Consider the following 18,620-nt stretch of genomic DNA (forward strand, 5'->3'; position numbering starts at 1 on the left):
ATCACTGAGTAAAAAAAGTTGTGGCACTAAGCCAAAAATTGAGTTACTTTTTACCTAGGGCGCACCTCCTTGATACTTTCTGTACAGATGAACCAAGAGACCAATCATAGTGACCATTGAGGCAACCAATCCAAAGATAGCAACCTTCTCCGGTCCTATGCCTCCCGTTTCAGGAAGCACATAGGCTTGTTGGGCTTGATTGACAAGTGTGATGTCTCCTGAAGAAACTGCGTTGTCTTTGGTTACATCATAAGATACGTCATACCCTTCTATTGGGTCCTCTGTTACATAGTATCTATAGTAGGTGATGGCACCTGTTGAGTCTTTGGTCTGGGTTGGTACATTATCCAAAGACAAGGTCCAGATATCTGAGCCCGATGGAGTCATCTGATAACGACCATAGCGAGATTCAGAAAGAATCTTCCCAGCATCATCTACCTTAACCTGCATGAGGTTAACATCGATAGAACCTGAGGAACGTGTTGTCTGATGACCATTAGCATCTAACCACTTCTTGTTAATAGTAATTGTGGTTGAGGATGGAAGCGGATCGTTTTCGACGTATTCATTGGCAGACCGTTGTGATAAATCTATCACCTCTTCTCCAAAAGGAGGAGGATTTTTAGTTATTCCTGTATCAGAATATTGGAAGTAATATTTATTCGGCGATTCTGAGAGTTGGTAGCCACTTGGCGCCTTGGTTTCCATGATATAGTATACGGTATCGTAGTCGAGTGCAGCAATATTTTCACTGGCATTTCGTCCATCACGGAAGATTGCTAAGGTTCCTTTGGCACCTGTCGTGTAGCTGGCCATCTTCTTATTGGTACCGTACTCATAAACTGTGAAAACCGCACCAGGTAAGGTGTATCCATAGTTTCCTGTCATTACTTTTGTAATGTTGTAGGCTGTTTCAAAACTGACAGAAGCCGTCTGAATTCTTGTAGTGGTTGCTGTAGAGTCTGAGCTATTGCCAGCATTACTATCAGCGAGTTCGTATATCCTAGCTGAATTGGACACATTGATAGCTATATTTTGCCTTGGATCAGTTACTTTATTGGCAGAAAATTGATAGCTGTACTTAAGGGTGTAGGCCTGACCATCTGGAACAATGACCTTGAGGACAATTTGATTTTCCCCTGTACCATCACTCTTTGTCCGTATGGTGTAGGTTGTCCATGAATATTGGCTCTTGTCTACAACTTGGTTGTTCGAGTCAACCAAAGTAATAGAATCCGCTAAAAGCTGATAAGCAATTCCAGTATTGACATCTCCAGTGTATTTAAAGACATCAATGATTGTTAGACTGTCACTATTTGTCACTAAATCCTGTGCTTTAGGGTTAATAGTCAAACTATAGTCAACTGTTTTCTTGTCATTGTCCCAAACACCGTCTTTTGAAATCTTTTTAGATGGTTCAACTGTGATGTTCTGAGTGTGTCCGTCCGAGCCTGACTCTTCTCCATTTATTGTAACTGAAGCGTTGTTGGTCAGTGGATAGGTAGCACTCTGACTGACTGGAACCTCTCCCTTGTAGCGGAAGGTATAAACAAAATAGAAATATGTTTTACCTTGAATCACCGAACTTAGGTTTTGACCATTTAGTGCTGTTGCTGTCGTGACAATTTGCCCATTAGAATTTACTTTTCCTGAAATGGTCAAATCATTACTCATATCCCATGTATTGTTCTTAGAAATTGCTCCATTCGCTATCGCGGCTGTAACTCTGTAATCAATATTTCCGTATTCAACAGATACCAACTCCAGACCTTCTGGAGGTGTGTCCGTTACAGTTAGAGTTGTGTCAGTACTACTGAGTTCTACTTTGACCGCCCATTTAATATAGGCGTTGCCATTATCGACAGCACTCTCCGCAATGATATGGCTGGTCGTACTGGCATTGAAATCATTTGCCGAACCGTTCCAAGAAATCGTATTACCATCCATCTTAGTCAATTTCCCTGACAAGGATTTATAGTCATAGCTCTGACTACTAGTATGGCTTCCTGAAACAACTGTATTCATAAATTTCTTGGTGCTTGTGGCATCTATGGTGGACTGGTAGGCCAGATTGAGATTCACACTGCTGGTAAAGTCTTTCAAGAGGGTGATTCGAATCTTGTAATACTTGTTTCCAACTAATGTAAGGCTTTGGTCGATATAATTTGAATTCCAATCTCCTATTGTCGCAGCTTCGAGGGTGAAATTTCCAGCTCCGAAAATCTTGGTCAGATTGTTGTATAAGCTGGTTATCTGATTCTTGGTAAAGTAATGGTTTTGAATGTCGCCACCATCCTTACCATTCAGTGTGTCTGTAAAGACTGTCCCTGCAGGCAAGACTTGACTTTTCGGCATGGTAATCGCCAGATTCCAGTTTAAGAGCTGACTTAAGTCATTGTCTGTCCCTTCAACTGTGGTAAGGGTCTTATCAATGTCTCCTGAGTTGATTGGTACTTCCGCTGTTGTAGGCGCCTTATAACCACTTGGTGAAGTCAAAATAGCCGTGTTGGTGACGCTGTTCCCTGCCCAGGTCATCTTATCACTACTCACCCTTGTTTTATAGACAAATTCATAGGTCTTATTATTGGTCGTGCTCCCTGAGAGAGCATTAAAGGTGATGACATTGCCATTTCGTGTCCAACCTTCTCCGCTAGTCGGTAAATTCAAGGCTTCACTGAACATCGGATCAGTCAGGGTTGCACCTGCAATATTGACTTGACTCGTATTCACCCTTAGGGTCCAAGTGATCAGCCCTGTTGCATCATCATAAGTTCCTGATTTAGCAGATTGGTAGTTCCCGACGGTTGTATTGTTGTTGGTACTGCTATTGGGGATGTTTGGGGTCGTGGTTGTCGCCTGGTTGTTTATCCACGTTCCAGACCCAGCCGTATAATTACTGATACGGTAGGTATAGGTGACCAGATACCTCTGATTTGCCGCTAATCGAGGCAGGGTCATCTCAAAGGTCTTTTTGTCTGACGAAATGCTAGGAGTAACTGGAATGGAGGTGTTATTCGTGTAACCTGTCTGTCGGATTACAGAGTCAATGGTCAGGGAATCAACTGTTACCCCTGATGCACTAAGAACATCGCTCAGTTTAATACTGTCATTCGTACCATTATTTGACTTCACCTCTATTTGATATTTGACAATCGCAACATTCCCCTCATAGCTTATAGGGTTGACCGATTTCGATACCGAAACATCCTTTTGAGGCGGTTGGCTAGTCGAGGTGCTGGTGCTCGTTGAAGTCGAGGTGCTGGTTGATGTACTGGTACTTGTTGGCGTCGTATCTGGAATTGTATCAATAGAGGATGACGGAATGGTCAAAGCAGCATTGTCTCCGAAAATAAAGTTGTAATTATTATTCAAATCCCTATTTGCGGTTGTTGAAGTCATAAAGTAACTTAAGCTTACAGCACCTTTTGCATCCGCAGTAAGGTTATTGAAATAATCTTTATCAAATTCAAAGACGAGATAGGCATTGCCACTGCTATCCTTCTTGAAACTATAGGTAAATTGCTTAATTCCATCTTTATAGATTGGATAAGGCGTATCAAACTGTAATTCTGATGTATCAATCCCTGTGTTCGTTGGTAACTTCAAGGCATAGTTCAAGGTTTGAGCCAAGTTAGTCTGATTGATTGAAAAATCTATTTTAATTGTGGAATCCAGTATTTTGGTTGCTTCTTTGTAGGTAGATCGTCCTTGTGCTGTAATTTTCGGCGAGAAGATATCAATACTTTGATAGGTGACATTTCCCAAGGTATAGGTTGAAAAACTATCCGATTTGAAGGATACTTCTGTCACATTTTCGGACTTGTCCTGATCAATTACTGTCGCGGTTTCAGTTGTTAAATCCTCCACCTGATCCATATTATTATTGATAAAGTGGTAGAGTCTCCAACCTTCTTGTATCTCAGATGAAGCTAGGGCATTTTTAAAGTTGATAGAAACGGACACTTCTTTTGAAGGTTCGATTTCCACTCCAGCTGCATTAATAAAGGAAATATCGTAAGAATAGGACTCTATCAAGCTTTGCTTGTTTTCCTTCAAGACATCATTGAGTTTGTCTTCAATTTTTCTGGTGTCCGCAATGGGTGTAACTCGTAGTGAAACTGACTCATTGAAAGTTTCAGCTTCATAGGAAACCTTCACAATGACATTGTCCGCCTCCACTTCAAATTGACCAGCTTGATTGCCTGTCGGTTGTGGGGCGCTTTCTTGAGTTACGCTACTTTGTGGTGTTTCCGTCTCTTCTGTAGTTGTAGAAGGGCTGGTTGTTTCTGGTGGTGACTCAATCGTCACTTCTTGCGGTGATAGAGAAGATTCTATGGTTTCTGTGACAGAAGTCTCCGTCTCTGACAATGCAGTCTGAGTTTCCTGCTGAATGACCTTGCTGTCTGAATTCCCTGTTAGGGTCAGCGCCGGCAAAATCAAAACATAGGTAGTACAGAACACAACGATAATAGATAGGGCTAAACCAATTTTCTCCCACAGTCTATCTCTGACGCGTTCTCTAACCAGATTGGCTAATGCTTCAAGTAGGGCTCTCATGCCAACTTCAATCTCCTTTCCAACTTTTTCTTTTTCATTTATTCTTTTTCATCTATTTTTGCTGTACATAAAAGGATTTATTCTATCCAAGTGATTCGGTTTAAAGGCCAAATTCGTAAGGTAAGTTTCCCTACAATTTGTTCCGTACCTACAGTTCCGACAGCGGTATTGCGTGAGTCAATCGATACACTTCTGTGATCTCCCATCACGAAATATTTCCCATCAGGAACTTGGTAGGGTAGTTCAATATTGGTATCGCCATATGCTTTCTCGCCATCAGAAAGATAGGGCTCATCGATGACTTCTCCATCCACACTGACATTTCCATCTTCATCAATATCGACCCATTGTCCAGAAGTTGCGATGACACGTTTTACCAGCACTTTATTGTTGTAATAGAATGCAATGACGTCGCCACTCTCTAATTGATTATCATTTACAGAAACGACTAAATCTCCTGCCTCCAGCAAGGGAGTCATGGATTTTCCATAAATTTGTAAGACAGGCAACCAGATGGTCGCAACCAAGACAGCAACGGCCGCAACAGCCAGTAAAGTATAAATCGTTCCCTTAAGGGTCTTAAAATAGCGGTCTCGATATTTTACTCTGTTCAACTCTTTTGACAAGATGGCTGAACTGGGTAAATCCTCTCGTTTAACAGGCTCTTTCTTCCATGGAAATTCTTGCACGGTTTATTGCTCCTCATTTTCTAGAACGGACTTATCTGCCAAACGTTTGACACTTGCAAGGTACTGATCTGCTGTTTGCTGAGCCGTTTCAAATATGCGGTTTAGCTGAAGCGCAGCCTCTGCAATTGAGCCCGCATTTTCTAAAATGATTTGCTTGTCTTCCAATTTTTCCTGCAAGTCAGCTACTTGAGCTTCCAAGGTTTCAATTCTTTCAGCCTGGGAAACCAAGAGCTCCAATAAATCGGTACGTCTTAATTTTCTCAGTTGCTTTTCATCCATAATTCAATAATTTCCCTAATTAAAAATAAAGTTTGTGTCAATAAATTTCTTATATGTTATTTTTCATACAAAAAGCATTATGTCTAGCTCTATATTTGCATATATTTTTTTACCACAATGATCATCTGTGTAACATTGGCCATCTTTTTATCATGAAAGCAAGCAGATTGCATATTTAGAATGGTATGCACTAATGTTAGAAATAAAATTTATAATTGCTAAAAAAAAAAAGCATTTTCAGAATTATAACCCAACTTCAGATTTTTATCAAACAATTATGCTCTCCAAATTGAATCTGTGCTGTCACAAACTCGTTATCGTGTTCATTCCATTTATTCATCCAGCTAACCTCTCCTAACTCTAATTGACTTAACCCACTAAATGTTTGACATATTATTTTGTAGACCTTCTCAAACGGACTAGCCTTACTGGACTATTTTTAATGAATTAGATATATATATAGCTGTTTCCATACTAATTTGCAGAGAGAAGTTTGTCTAGATATAAATTTGAATTTTACTGTTTTTTGATTGCTTTTTCATTTATATATTTAACGACTTTTACTCATTTAAAAACAGCACCTTGACGATTATACCCTATAACGTATTTTATTTGCAAGTATTTTAACTCAAAAAGCATAAATTTTTTATGATTTTTTCATATTTTTTACCATTTATTTACAATTTGCTTAGTTTTTTAATAAAAACCATATGCGATCTCTCATCCCTTCCAGCAATTATTAAAAAAAAAAAACCAGCTCCCATCTGAGTGAGGGAGTGACTGGTTGTGAGTTCTGATTTTTCGTGTTTCTTATCGCCATTTTAATCTATGGTTTTCATCCATTATCTTTCAGTTTATCCCATAGTTGAAGGCAATTGGTTTTTAGGGACTGTTGGACATCAATAATCCGTTGGTTGGATGAACCACGAAACTGCAGCATAAGATTGCGTTTGGTTCGATCATACCGGCCATCTACTAGGATATCCAAATACGAGAGCAACTCCAACTTGTCTGGAGTTTCCAGCATCAATTCTTCCCATGTGTAGCCTGTCCAAGACCAGATATCCTTTTCGGGTAATTCATTCCGAATGCGCTTGACCAAGGGTAAGACCGTCCCGGTATTGAGAAAGGGTTCTCCTCCGAGAAGGGTCAATCCCTGTACGTAGGGCTGAGATAAGTCATCTATAATACGGTCTTCGAGTTCTTGGGTGTAGGGAATACCAGCCTTAAAAGACCAGGTTGCAACATTGTAGCAGCCTTCGCAATGGAACATGCATCCGCTGACGTATAGGGAACAGCGAACGCCTTCACCATCCACAAAGTTAAAAGCCTTATAGTCGATAATGCGTCCTTGACTGAGTTCCTCACTTTTCCATTCTTGTGGTTTGGGATTGTTCATATCTGATACCTTGAGCAGGTGTAAAGGAAATCCATCCTCTGTAGGATAAACGAATGTCTGATGGTATTCCCCATACGGTTGCTTTGGTCAGCTCGAGTCATGGTGCCCGAACCGACTTTTATTCCTTTCCAATTTTGCTTTCGTGGCTTTTCTTTCTTACTTCCCATCAATCCAATAGCGTTCTGTCCCTTCGCGGACATCCTCTAGGACTCCACCGCATGCCAGAATCGTTCTGCGACTGGCTTCGTTTTCTTGTGAGCAGGTCACTAGAATTCGGGAAATGTTTTTGGAAATAGCTTCCTGAAGACCTTGATGTAGTTGCTTCTTGGCAAATCCTTTCCCCCGTTGGCTAGGGCGGATAGAATAACCAATATGGCCTCCCTTGTTGAGCAGGAAGTCATTGAGTCGCAGGCGTAGATTGAGAAAACCGACAGCTTGGCCCCTTTCATCAAATGAAACATACTGGATATAAGGGACAAAGCCCTCTGGCAAGTCCAGGCCAGCCTCAGCTAATTGTAATTTCTCTAACCAATTTTCATACTCTTCACCCATCTGGTAGAAGCCACCATCCATGGCACTTTCTGCCTGCTTAAACTCAGCAATCATTTCCAAAATCGTGGTTTTATCCGACAATGTCGGACGCCTCAAGGTTAATTTCGGTTGGGATATTGACATGTAATTCTCCTATCTGGTGCTCAGCGTGTGCGATTTGATGGCAAATCCAGTGGCTCAACAAACTGGATGTAGGATTGACTGGATTTTGCTTGGTAACCAAGGCATCTAAAAATGCATCCACCATGCTTTCAAACCCTCGTTTATACAAGGTGCTATCCCAAGATCCAAAACTTTCTAGTATTTCCTGGCCGGCCGTATACATGCGCAATTCTTCTAAGTTTTTTACCTGATAAGTGCCCTGAGGCGTCTGTACCTCCATGATCTCTCTACGGCTACCTGCTTGAAGATTCATTGAGGCAAGGACTGAAGTTTGCTTGCTTTGTAAGGTAACCAAAACCTGACTAAGCTGCCCATTTTCAAGATGATAACTATACGTAGCCGAAAGTGGCTGGTCATCCAGCAAATAAAGGGCTGTATCCAAGGGATGAATAAAAAGGTCAAATAGTTTGAACGTTCGACTTCCCACGTCATTGACTTCATTCTTCTCTACAATAATTCTTCGCTTATTGGGCTTACTTTTTAGATTTTGAATGGTGGGTGCGAAGCGACGGTTAAAACCTGCCATCAGCAAAACACCCTTGGATTGGGCTAATTGATATAGGGTTGCGGTGTGGTAAACATCCTCTGTCAATGGTTTGTCCATATAGACTGGGATTCCTTTTTCCAAGAACAGCTCTGCTATTTCCATATGGGCCTTTGTGGCAACATGGATCATGACCCCGTCTAAACCAAGGTTAACCAACTCTTGAACCGAGGTGTAGGTTTGGCTGTGAGGCAAACTAGTCGCGATCTTGGTGAGAACTGATTGGTTGCGGGTAAATAGATGCCACTCAATTCCCGATAGCGTTCGCAAATATGGCAGATAGGCTTTTTGAAAAATACCACCCAGGCCAATAATTCCAATCTTTTTCACGAAAATTTCCTCTTAATTTCCAAATTTTTCTTCTAAGAAATTGCTCAGAATATCCACATCTAGTCCTAAGTCACGAATGATGGTAGCTTTGTGAAATTCATCATAGTTATCCTTACCCGACCAAACAAAAGAGTTGGTCACAATCTGATAGTTCTTAGCTGGCTCAACTGCTCTACTATTGATACAGAAGCGACTTCCTCGACGTTGAATCCCATGTACTTGCGGATGAAGGCCTGTTGTGAGACTAGAAATCAAGTCCTCCCCCCGTATGCTGACTAGCAGCACGCGCTTCGAAAAGGGCAAGACCTTGACGACATCACTATAGTAAACAGGGCCTGCACTTAGGGATGTTCGGATACCAAAACCATTGATAACTGCCCCGTCTGGCTGATAGCCGAAAGAAACCGCCTGTTCAAATAGGGCTTGCGTAATAAGAGGGGCTAACGTTGATCGACCGTGACGAATACTGTCCCTTTCTCCATTTAAGGGGGCTGGGAGCTGAGCAATGGGATGTGCAAAGCGTGCATTGCGTTCTGCTTGCATCTGATCAATCACTCTTCGAATCTCTTCGTCTTCGGTTTTTTGTTTATCAATCTCCACCAAGTCATAAGACAAGACCTTGTGACTACCATCCGCATAGCATCTAAGGAGTAGATTGCCAAGAAAACGCCCATACTGTCCAGCTTGAAAAATACTGACATTTCCAACCTGACTCGGTGCTGATAAAATCGTATGGGTATGACCTCCGAAAATAAGATTCAACTGAGGAAATTCCCTCGCCAATCGGAGATCCTCTTCATAACCCAGGTGGCTAAGCAAAACAATATGTGCATCTTCCGCCATCTCTGCCAAAGCCCTTCTCAAGGCCTGTCTGTGGTCTTCAAACACCACTTTATCCGATGGAGAGGCGACTTCTTCTGTCTCTAGGGTCGTTAAACCAAGAACGTAGAGAGGCTGACCAGCTATATCGAAAACCAACTTATCTTCAATCGGTACCAATTCCTCAGCCTCATGCGGATTGCGATAGGTAATATTGGTTGAAACAATGGGGAATTTGGCATAGTCATTCAAACGACTAAGCAACTCATCTCCGTGGTCAAATTCATGGTTGCCCAAGGTCATAGCCTGACAACCAATTCTATTCATTAATTCGATTTCCTTCACTCCCCGGTACATATTGAAGAAAATATTTCCAGAGAAGAGGTCGCCGCTGTCAAATACGAAGGTAGGTACACCTCTTTTCTCATTGCTCGCTCGAATGTCCGTAATTAGTTGCGCCTTCTTTGGAAAATTCTCCATATAGGAATGCATGTCATTGGTATGAAGTATGCTGATGTCCTTAAAATCCATGACTATCTCTTCTTATTTCTAGCTTGCTTTAACAATTCTTGTACGCGAGACTTCTTGTCCTGCTTCACGTTAGAATTTTTCTCATGATAGCGCTCAACAAGCGCCTTGCCCTTATCGTCTAATTGATATTTTCCCATTCTTTTCACCTTATTTTCATTTTTGAACCTGTGTTCATTTATAACAAACTTCCACAGCTACTTGGAACTGTGGAAGTCCTATCTTGTTTATTTATGATTTACAAACTTGACCCGTTCATGTGTTTCACACGCGCTGAAATTTCCTTGTGACGACCTTTTACCATCGGACGGGCTTGTGGATTGCCTAGATAGCCACAAGTTCGTTTAACAACATCCACCGACTTAGGATCGCTATTTCCACAATTTGGACACTTGAAACCACGCTCTGTTGGTTCAAAATCACCTTCAAAATCGCAGGCGTAACAATGGTCAATCGGAGTATTGGTTCCCAAGTAACCTACACGGTCATAGGCATAGTCCCAAACAGCTTCCAAAGCCTTTGGATTTTGTTGCAGTACAGGGTATTCACAGTAATGGATAAATCCACCACTGGCACCTACAGCAGGATAAATTTTCTCAAAATCCAGTTTCTCAAACGGTGTTGGATTTTTGCGTACATCATAGTGGAAACTGTTAGTGTAATACTCTTTATCCGTAATGTCCTTAACGATGCCAAATTTCTCTGTATCCATACGGCAGAAGCGGTCTGTCAGGCTTTCAGATGGTGTCGAATAAACTGAGAAATGATAACCATATTCATCCGACCAATCTTCAACCAAGTCTTTCATTTTCTTGATAATATCCACCGTGAAATCTTTTGCCTCTGGGTTGGTCTCCCATTCGCCACCATAGAATACTGTTGCGACTTCATACAAACCAATGTAGCCCAAAGATACGGTTGCTCGACGATTTTTAAAGACTTCATCTACTGCGTCTGTCTTAGCCAATCGTTTGCCAAATGCCCCATATTGATAGAGAATTGGAGCATTGGCCGGGGTTGCTTCCTTCACTCGTTCCACACGATAGACCAGAGCATCCTTGGCAATGGCCATACGTTCTGCAAAGATTTCCCAGAACTTATCCTTGTCTCCAGCAGACTCCATGGCAATCCGTGGCAAATTGACGGTTACGACACCCAAGTTCATACGACCAGATGTCACATCTTGCCCATTTTCATCCTTCCAACCTTGTAGGAAAGAGCGGCAGCCCATTGGCACCTTGAAGGAACCTGTCAACTCAACGATCTTGTCATAAGAAAGCATATCTGGATACATACGCTTGGTTGCACATTCAATCGCCAATTGCTTGATGTCATAGTTTGGAGAATCTGGCTCCAAGTTCAAGCCACGCTTAACTGTGAAAATCAACTTAGGAAAGATAGCTGTCCGACCTTCGCGCCCCAGACCCTTGATACGAATGTTCAAAATCGCTTTTTGAATTTCTCGCTCAAACCACGATGTCCCTAGCCCAAAACCGAGTGAGGTAAAGGGTGTTTGTCCATTGGAAGTAAAAAGGGTGTTGATTTCATACTCCAAAGACTGCATAGCGTCATAGATGTCTTTTTGCGTTTTAGCACGCGCATATTCTTCTTGCTTGTCTGCTAACACCCAATCCTTGGCGTCTTTCAAATGCTTTTGGTAATTGAGTTCCGCATAGGGCGCCAAAACTTCATCTATACGGTCAGCTGAGCAACCACCATATTGACTTGAGGCCACATTAGCAATGATTTGTGAAATCTGAGCCGTAGCTGTTTGGATAGATTTCGGACTTTCTACATCCGCATTTCCTATCTTGAAGCCTTGTGCCAACATTCCTTTGAAATCAATCAAACAACAGTTGGTCATTGGTGTATAAGGGCTGTAATCCAAGTCGTGGTAGTGGATGTCGCCTTTTTGATGGGCATTGGCCACATGAGCTGGCAATAATTTGAGACCGATTGACTTACCGACAATTCCTGCTGTCAGGTCACGTTGGGTATTGAACACATCCGCGTCTTTATTAGCATTTTCATTAACAACGGTTTGATCCTTGCTCAATAATTTATGGATCTCGAAATTGATATCTGTAGCCTGATGACGGCGAAAATCACGGCGTGTGCGGTATTGAATATAAAGCTCCGCCAAATCATACAAATGAGCTTTTAACAATTCTTGCTCAACAACCGTTTGAATTTCGTAAATTTGAACATCTTTCTCAAATCGGCGACCAATTTCAGCCAAAACAGCTTCTAATACTATTTTTAAACCTGCTTCTGAAACAGGATGTTCTAATTCTTGGTTTGCCCGCCGAAGAGCCGAAAAAATCTTATCCTGTTCAAAGGACACTGTCCGTCCATCACGCTTTAATACCAACAATTCTATGCTTGGCAAGACATTTTCTTGTACTCTCATCTGACAAACCTCCAAATATTTCACTCCTTATAGTCTAGCACTTTGAATTTTAAAAATCAATATCTTGTGGCAAAAAAATGATTCTTTATTTTTAAACACAATATATAGTTTGCGTTTTCTGGAAGGAAATGAAAAAACAAGAAGATTTGCACTCCTTGTTTTCATTTATTTTGATGGAAAGCCGAGTCCTACTCAACCTATAAATGACGGTTTATGGCCTGCACGCTGGCTTCCATTTTCTTGTAATTGATGAAAAATAGCAGAGCGTAAATCAAGATAAAGAGGAGCCAGAAAAAGAGCAGTCCTGCCAGATTGACTGGAAACCAGCCCGCCAAAATCGCAAGCGGTGTGAAGCCAATCGCTGTCACTAGAAAATGCGTCGCCGTCATCCGCATCAAGCTCCAATCTTGCTCAAAAATCTTGTCCGCAGCTTGGAAGAGGACACCAATTGCCCCCCAAATAAGTACTGAGATCAGCATAACCATCGGCTGCGAAAACCGCGCCAGGTAGATAGCTCCCATAGTCGAATGGGGATTGACCGGCAAGTAGTAGCCTCTGCCAAAGAAACCTGCCATGATGATTGAAATCAAACTGCCAATGGTGACACCCATAGATGCCGATAAGAGATATTTTTTCATAATCCTAACCTTTCTTTAATAGTTTTTAAATAACGACGGGATGAATAGGTGATGGAGCCATTTTTCATAAATAGTTTGACCATACCGTTTGGGGTCAGTTTGAGGTGGTCCAGTTGCCTAATATTGATAATTTCCGATTGAGAAATTTGCAAAAAGTGTACAGGAAGCATATCTTTGACCTGATACAAGCGTAGATTGGAAGTAAAGGAATCCTCCTCAGTTTCCACCTGTAAGATTTTGTCTTCCAGATATAACCTTACAATACTAGCGTAATCTACAAGGTAAATCTGCTCTCCTTTCTTTACAGTCAGACTGGTAGTTCTCTTGTCTAAATTCTGAATATAGGTCACCAAGTGAGTAATTTGCTCAGACATAGACTGGGCTTCAATTGTCACCATATCTTCTAAAATTTCTGAAGAAATATCTAGTTTTACTTTCATGTTCTCTCCTTTCTGTCCCTATTAAACACCATTTCTTTACTGGTTTCAAGGGCTTTTGGCTATATGGTTGATTACTTAAGCTAAACGGCAAAAAAGCCAGAACAGCTGTCCTGACTTTCATTGTATAGTCTTTTAGTTTGCTTTTAGTACTAGGCAACGAGCTGCAGACAGTACTGGAGTACGGCAAAGTGAGTTAACGAAGTAATAAAGCAAACTAAATGACTATATTATAATTTCTTCTTCAACTCCGCCACCGCCATCATGACTTCCATTGGGGTCATATTATAGATGTCCAGTTTTGCCAGTTCATCGAGGACTGGGTGAGATGGCGTGTCTGCGAAGAGGTCGATTTGACCAGACGGCTCTTCCACAACTGACGGAGCTGGGTGAGTTGGTGCAGTAGGAGCTTGGTTTTCAAGTGTCTGCAAAATCCTATCCGCCCGCTCCAATAGCTCCTCTGGCATTCCCGCAATCTTAGCCACATGGATCCCGTAGGACTTGTCAGCTGGACCTTGGGCAATCTTGTGGAGGAAGGTGACTTGGCCGTCCTTCTCCAAGGTCGATACATGGACATTCTCTAAGTGTTCCAAGGTCTGACTAAGGTCTGTCAACTCATGGTAGTGGGTGGCAAAGAGAGTCTTGGCACCAATCTTGTCGTGGATGTACTCGATGATAGACTGGGCCAGAGCCATACCGTCATAGGTAGCCGTTCCCCGTCCAAGTTCGTCAAAGAGGATGAGCGAACGATCTGTCGCCAGACGGACCGCCTTATTGGCCTCCATCATTTCGACCATGAAGGTCGATTGACCGCTGACCAGGTCATCTGCTGCCCCAATACGGGTAAAAATAGCATCGAAAATCGGCAATTCAGCCTGATCCGCAGGCACATAGGAACCCATCTGCGCCAGAATAACGATAACCGCCAACTGCCGCATATAGGTAGACTTACCACTCATGTTTGGACCTGTAATCAGCTGCATATGCGTATCGGTATTCAAGTGAATAGAGTTGGGAATGTAGGTCTGCTTGCCCATGACCTTCTCCACCACCGCATGACGACCACGGTCAATGGTCAATTCTCTTTGATCTGTAAAGCGTGGACAAACCAAATGTTGCTGCTCCGCCACAACTGCAAAGGCCTGCAAAACATCGATGGTTGCAATGGTCCGAGCCAACTTCTGCAAGCGACCGATATACTTCTCAACCTCTTGGCGAATCCGCATGAAAATCTCGTACTCCAAATTAGCAGACTTATCACGCGCCTCCAACATCTGCCCTTCGATCTTAGCCAACTCTTCCGTTCCATAACGCTCCGAGTTTTTCAAGGTCGCCTTACGGAAGAAATGACTAGGCACATTGCCCAGATTGGAATTGGTCACATGGAAATAGTAACCGTCTTTTTTATTGTAATCAATCTTAAGATTGTTGATACCAGACGCTTCACGCTCCTTGGCCTCAATCTCCGCAATCCAACCCGCTCCCTCACGCATGACCAGACGGTACTGATCCAGCGTTTCGTCAAAGCCCGTACGGATGATGTTTCCATCTGTGATGGTCCCTTGGGCTTCTGGGTCAATAGCAGAGCTGATGAGAGCATGCAGTTCTGGAATTGGGTCCAATCCAGCTACCAGATTGCCTAGAGCAGGCTCATTGATTTGTAGCAAGATATTCTTGATTGCTGGGATATTTCCCAGAGTCTGGGAGAGCTGCAAGAGATCCTTGGGCATGGTTTTCCCAAAAGATACCCGACTGGCCAAGCGTTCGATGTCATAGACACCTTTTAAAGCCTCGACCAAGTCACTCCGTTCAAAGAAGTAATCCAGAAAAACCTGAACGACAGCCTGACGATTCTCAATCCGCTTAAGGTCAATCAAGGGACGATCAATCCATGTCCGCAATAGTCGCATCCCCATAGCTGTCTTGGTTTCGTCTAGCAACCAGTACAAACTACCGTGCTTCTTGCCTGTCCGACCGTTTTCAAGCAGGTCCAGACTGGACTTGGTTGCATAGTCCATTTGCAGATAGTCCTTGATTTCATAGTGAACCACTTTTTGCAAATGGACCAAATCCCGCATCTGAGTCCTATGAAGGTAGCTGAGAAGCTTGCCTGCTGCAGCTTTCTCCAAGTCTGTCAAGGAATTATCAATCAATTGGACATCCTCTGTCACCTCATCTTCAAAAGAGAGCAACAAGTTCATCTGATTAGAGAAAACCTGCTCCTCTTCCTCCGACAGAGCATAGCCGATGACCAATTCACGTGCCCGTAAATTGCGGATTTCACCGCAAAGACTGGTAAAATCATCCAAACTAGTCACAAAAAACTGACCTGTTGATACATCCATATAAGAAAGTGCGAACTGCACTCCCTGACGGTCAATCGCAACCAAATAGTTACTGTCGGCTCCCATCTTTGATGAATCGGTCACTGTGCCTGGAGTGATGACTTGCACCACTTCACGTTTAACAACTCCAACAGCCTGTTTGGGATCTTCCATTTGTTCAGCAATAGCGACCTTATGCCCCAGTTCAACTAGTGTGTCGATATACTGTTGTGCTGCGTGATAAGGCACCCCGGCCATAGGAATAGGGTTTTCTGCATTCTTATTCCTACTGGTCAAAGACAATTCCAATATCTGAGCCGCCTCTACCGCATCTTCATAAAATAACTCATAAAAGTCTCCCATACGAAAAAGCAAAAAAGCATCTGGATATTGTGCTTTTATATCCAGATACTGCTGCATTCCTGGAGAAATTTTTTCTGTTGCCATCCATTATTCTCTCATTCTAACGATTACAAGAAACTATTTATTTCTTCCTCAACACGTTGAGCAGAAACATCATCTTTACAGATGACCAATAAGGTATCCGCACCAGCTACGGTTCCTAAAATGGTCTCTGGTTTCTCTTCATCAATAATATTGGCCATCAAGGCCGCTTCCCCTAGTTCCGAATGTAGAACCAGGATAAAACTAGCTCGGTTTACACTTTTCGTATATTGGGCTAGTAATTGACAAAAATGAACCTGACTATCATCCTCTCCTAGTGCATAAAAGGACTCCCCAGATTCGTGAACTTTTACAACACCCAATTCTCTCAAATCTCGTGACAAGGTTGTCTGTGTCACGGAAATTCCCTGTTCTTCCAACCATAATTGAATGTCAATTTGACGGCCGACCTTACCTTGCCGAATCATTGACTTAATCAATTCATGCCTCTCTAATTTATTCATACTTGTACCTCAAAATGTATATTTATAGAAATATTATAACATTTTTCCCAACTATTGACCTAGAATTATGATAAAATAGAATCAATAACTCTTGGAGGGATTTTTTTATGGATCATAAACAAACGGTAGCAGAAAAATTATTTGCTGTCCTTCCTCAATTAGACATTGAGACGATTTATTCATTACTCGAAAAACCAAAATCATCAGAAATGGGTGACGTTGCTTTTCCTGCCTTCTCACTTGCAAAAGTGGAGCGAAAAGCGCCACAGGCTATCGCAACGGATATCGTGGAAAAGATTGATACAACTGGCTTTGAGAAAGTTGTTGCAACTGGTCCTTATGTCAACTTCTTCTTGGATAAGGATGCTATTTCCCACCAAGTCTTGACAGATGTGATTGCTGAAAAAGACCAGTATGGTCAACTCAATATCGGTCAAGGTCGCAATGTTACCATCGATATGTCAAGTCCAAACATTGCCAAACCATTCTCAGTTGGACACTTGCGCTCAACTGTTATCGGTGATGCTCTTGCCAATATCCATGCAAAACTAGGCTTCAATCCAATCCGTATCAACCACTTGGGTGACTGGGGAAAACAATTTGGTATGTTGATCGTTGCCTACAAACTGTGGGGGGACAAGGCTGCTGTCGAAGCAGACCCAATTTCAGAACTCCTCAAACTCTACGTTCGTATCAACGCTGAGGCCGAAGAAAAACCTGAATTGGATGAGGAAGCACGCCAATGGTTCAAAAAATTGGAAGATGGCGACCAAGAAGCCTTGGAATTGTGGCAATGGTTCCGTGATGAAAGTTTGGTCGAATTTAACCGTATCTATGAAAAACTAGATGTCCACTTCGACAGCTTCAACGGTGAAGCTTTCTATAACGATAAGATGGACGAGGGTATCCAAATCTTAGAAGAAAAAGGTCTTCTTCAAGAATCTAAAGGTGCTCAAATTGTTGACCTTGAAAGCTACAACCTTCCACCTGCTCTTATCAGAAAAACAGACGGTGCAACCCTCTACATCACGCGCGATATGGCAACAGCAATGTACCGCAAACGCACCTATGACTTTGTGAAAAGTATCTACGTCGTTGGTCAAGAGCAAATCAACCATTTCAAACAGTTGAAAGCTGTTCTAAAGGAAATGGGATTTGACTGGAGCGACGATATGACCCATATCACTTTCGGTCTTGTTACCAAGGACAAGAAAAAGCTCTCTACTCGTAAAGGGAACATCATCCTGCTCGAACCAACTTTGGACGAAGCAATTTCACGCGCCCTTTCACAAATTGAAGCCAAAAATCCTAATCTTGAGAACAAGGAAGAGGTGGCTCATGCAGTCGGTGTCGGTGCTGTTAAGTTCTTCGATCTAAAAACTGACCGTGACAACGGCTACGACTTCGATTTAGAGGCTATGGTTTCCTTTGAAGGTGAGACAGGTCCTTATGTACAATACGCATACGCCCGTATCCAGTCTATCTTGCGCAAAGCAAACTTTGTTCCAAGCGCAGAAAATGACTACAAACTAGCTGACGCAGAAAGCTGGGAAATTATCAAACATATCCAAAACTTCTCAACTGTTGTAGAACGTGCTGGTGATAAATTTGACCCATCTCTCATTGCTAAATATGCTATTAATCTAGCCCAAGCCTTCAATAAGTATTACGCACATACTCGTATCTTGGATGAAAGCCCAGAGCGTGATAGCCGTCTAGCACTGGCCTATGCAACTGGTGTAGTTCTTAAAGAAGCGCTTCGCCTCCTCGGTGTAAAAGCTCCAGAAAAAATGTAATCAAAGCCTTCGGCCACCAGCCGAGGCTTTTTTCTACCCCTCCGATACCAGCTTCAGTCCGAATTATTGGTTGGAGTTTAACCTGATTTCTATAAGTAAATACCTTTCGGCGTTACGAATAAATAGATATAGTCGTTTAGTTTTCTTTAAGTACAAAGCAACGAGCTGCAGGCTGAACTGAAGTAGGGCAATCAAAGATAAACTAAATGACTACAAGAGGGATCATTCGTACCTCAACATCTATTAGA

General features: G+C 42.3%; 14 protein-coding genes. 1 reads left to right on the forward strand and 13 read right to left on the reverse strand.

Annotated elements, in window-relative coordinates:
* Window positions 1-54 precede the first annotated feature (54 nt).
* The 13 genes from L6410_RS10620 to argR form a co-directional block, all read right to left on the reverse strand.
* Window positions 55-4,557, reverse strand: a complete 4,503-nt coding sequence (locus tag L6410_RS10620; RefSeq protein WP_237395494.1) for a SpaA isopeptide-forming pilin-related protein — start codon at window positions 4,555-4,557, stop codon at window positions 55-57.
* 77 nt (window positions 4,558-4,634) lie between these two features.
* Entirely contained in the window at window positions 4,635-5,246 is a 612-nt protein-coding gene (lepB, locus tag L6410_RS10625) for a signal peptidase I (protein WP_237395495.1), read from the reverse strand.
* 3 nt (window positions 5,247-5,249) lie between these two features.
* Window positions 5,250-5,525: a hypothetical protein gene (locus tag L6410_RS10630; RefSeq protein ID WP_024391287.1), complete on the reverse strand. Its 276-nt coding sequence runs from the start codon at window positions 5,523-5,525 to the stop codon at window positions 5,250-5,252.
* Window positions 5,526-6,360: 835 nt separating this feature from the next.
* Window positions 6,361-6,924, reverse strand: a complete 564-nt coding sequence (gene nrdG / locus L6410_RS10635) for an anaerobic ribonucleoside-triphosphate reductase activating protein (RefSeq protein WP_024391288.1) — start codon at window positions 6,922-6,924, stop codon at window positions 6,361-6,363.
* A 156-nt stretch (window positions 6,925-7,080) separates the two neighbouring features.
* A complete protein-coding gene (locus L6410_RS10640) occupies window positions 7,081-7,599 on the reverse strand; it encodes a GNAT family N-acetyltransferase (protein ID WP_237395496.1) in 519 nt (172 codons plus the stop codon).
* Complete coding sequence (locus L6410_RS10645; RefSeq protein ID WP_237395497.1) at window positions 7,547-8,512, reverse strand: Gfo/Idh/MocA family protein; 966 nt, start codon at window positions 8,510-8,512, stop codon at window positions 7,547-7,549. Before L6410_RS10645 ends, L6410_RS10640 begins: the two co-directional genes overlap by 53 nt.
* A 12-nt stretch (window positions 8,513-8,524) precedes the next feature.
* The gene (locus L6410_RS10650; RefSeq protein WP_237395498.1) at window positions 8,525-9,862 is read right to left on the reverse strand and encodes a bifunctional metallophosphatase/5'-nucleotidase; all 1,338 of its coding nucleotides are present in this window, start codon (window positions 9,860-9,862) and stop codon (window positions 8,525-8,527) included.
* Window positions 9,863-9,864: 2 nt separating this feature from the next.
* Complete coding sequence (locus tag L6410_RS11045; RefSeq protein ID WP_272877457.1) at window positions 9,865-9,999, reverse strand: hypothetical protein; 135 nt, start codon at window positions 9,997-9,999, stop codon at window positions 9,865-9,867.
* A gap of 98 nt (window positions 10,000-10,097) precedes the next feature.
* Entirely contained in the window at window positions 10,098-12,269 is a 2,172-nt protein-coding gene (gene nrdD / locus L6410_RS10655) for an anaerobic ribonucleoside-triphosphate reductase (RefSeq protein WP_172018928.1), read from the reverse strand.
* Between the two features lie 197 nt (window positions 12,270-12,466).
* Complete coding sequence (locus L6410_RS10660; RefSeq protein ID WP_172089900.1) at window positions 12,467-12,907, reverse strand: DUF3021 domain-containing protein; 441 nt, start codon at window positions 12,905-12,907, stop codon at window positions 12,467-12,469.
* The gene (locus tag L6410_RS10665; protein ID WP_024396332.1) at window positions 12,904-13,347 is read right to left on the reverse strand and encodes a LytTR family DNA-binding domain-containing protein; all 444 of its coding nucleotides are present in this window, start codon (window positions 13,345-13,347) and stop codon (window positions 12,904-12,906) included. The genes L6410_RS10660 and L6410_RS10665 overlap by 4 nt, the downstream gene beginning before the upstream one ends.
* A gap of 227 nt (window positions 13,348-13,574) precedes the next feature.
* Window positions 13,575-16,115, reverse strand: a complete 2,541-nt coding sequence (mutS, locus tag L6410_RS10670; RefSeq protein ID WP_237395499.1) for a DNA mismatch repair protein MutS — start codon at window positions 16,113-16,115, stop codon at window positions 13,575-13,577.
* Between the two features lie 23 nt (window positions 16,116-16,138).
* Window positions 16,139-16,576 (reverse strand): arginine repressor, encoded by a 438-nt coding sequence (argR, locus tag L6410_RS10675; protein WP_105126501.1) that lies wholly within the window; start codon window positions 16,574-16,576, stop codon window positions 16,139-16,141.
* Window positions 16,577-16,683: 107 nt separating this feature from the next.
* Between argR and argS the strand changes: the two genes are divergently transcribed.
* Window positions 16,684-18,372 (forward strand): arginine--tRNA ligase, encoded by a 1,689-nt coding sequence (gene argS / locus L6410_RS10680; RefSeq protein WP_237395500.1) that lies wholly within the window; start codon window positions 16,684-16,686, stop codon window positions 18,370-18,372.
* The last annotated feature ends 248 nt before the right edge of the window (window positions 18,373-18,620 follow it).

It is taken from the genome of Streptococcus parasuis (assembly GCF_021654455.1).
Taxonomy (GTDB): Bacteria; Bacillota; Bacilli; order Lactobacillales; family Streptococcaceae; genus Streptococcus; species Streptococcus parasuis.

Bases quoted from the DNA above. Each gene is read 5' to 3' on its own strand.
- L6410_RS10620 (WP_237395494.1), bottom strand. From the start codon at position 4,557: ATGAGAGCCCTACTTGAAGCATTAGCCAATCTGGTTAGAGAACGCGTC.
- L6410_RS10630 (WP_024391287.1), bottom strand. From the start codon at position 5,525: ATGGATGAAAAGCAACTGAGAAAATTAAGACGTACCGATTTATTGGAG.
- nrdG (WP_024391288.1), bottom strand. From the start codon at position 6,924: ATGAACAATCCCAAACCACAAGAATGGAAAAGTGAGGAACTCAGTCAA.
- L6410_RS10640 (WP_237395496.1), bottom strand. From the start codon at position 7,599: ATGTCAATATCCCAACCGAAATTAACCTTGAGGCGTCCGACATTGTCG.
- L6410_RS10650 (WP_237395498.1), bottom strand. From the start codon at position 9,862: ATGGATTTTAAGGACATCAGCATACTTCATACCAATGACATGCATTCC.
- L6410_RS11045 (WP_272877457.1), bottom strand. From the start codon at position 9,999: ATGGGAAAATATCAATTAGACGATAAGGGCAAGGCGCTTGTTGAGCGC.
- nrdD (WP_172018928.1), bottom strand. From the start codon at position 12,269: ATGAGAGTACAAGAAAATGTCTTGCCAAGCATAGAATTGTTGGTATTA.
- L6410_RS10660 (WP_172089900.1), bottom strand. From the start codon at position 12,907: ATGAAAAAATATCTCTTATCGGCATCTATGGGTGTCACCATTGGCAGT.
- L6410_RS10665 (WP_024396332.1), bottom strand. From the start codon at position 13,347: ATGAAAGTAAAACTAGATATTTCTTCAGAAATTTTAGAAGATATGGTG.
- mutS (WP_237395499.1), bottom strand. From the start codon at position 16,115: ATGGCAACAGAAAAAATTTCTCCAGGAATGCAGCAGTATCTGGATATA.
- argR (WP_105126501.1), bottom strand. From the start codon at position 16,576: ATGAATAAATTAGAGAGGCATGAATTGATTAAGTCAATGATTCGGCAA.
- argS (WP_237395500.1), top strand. From the start codon at position 16,684: ATGGATCATAAACAAACGGTAGCAGAAAAATTATTTGCTGTCCTTCCT.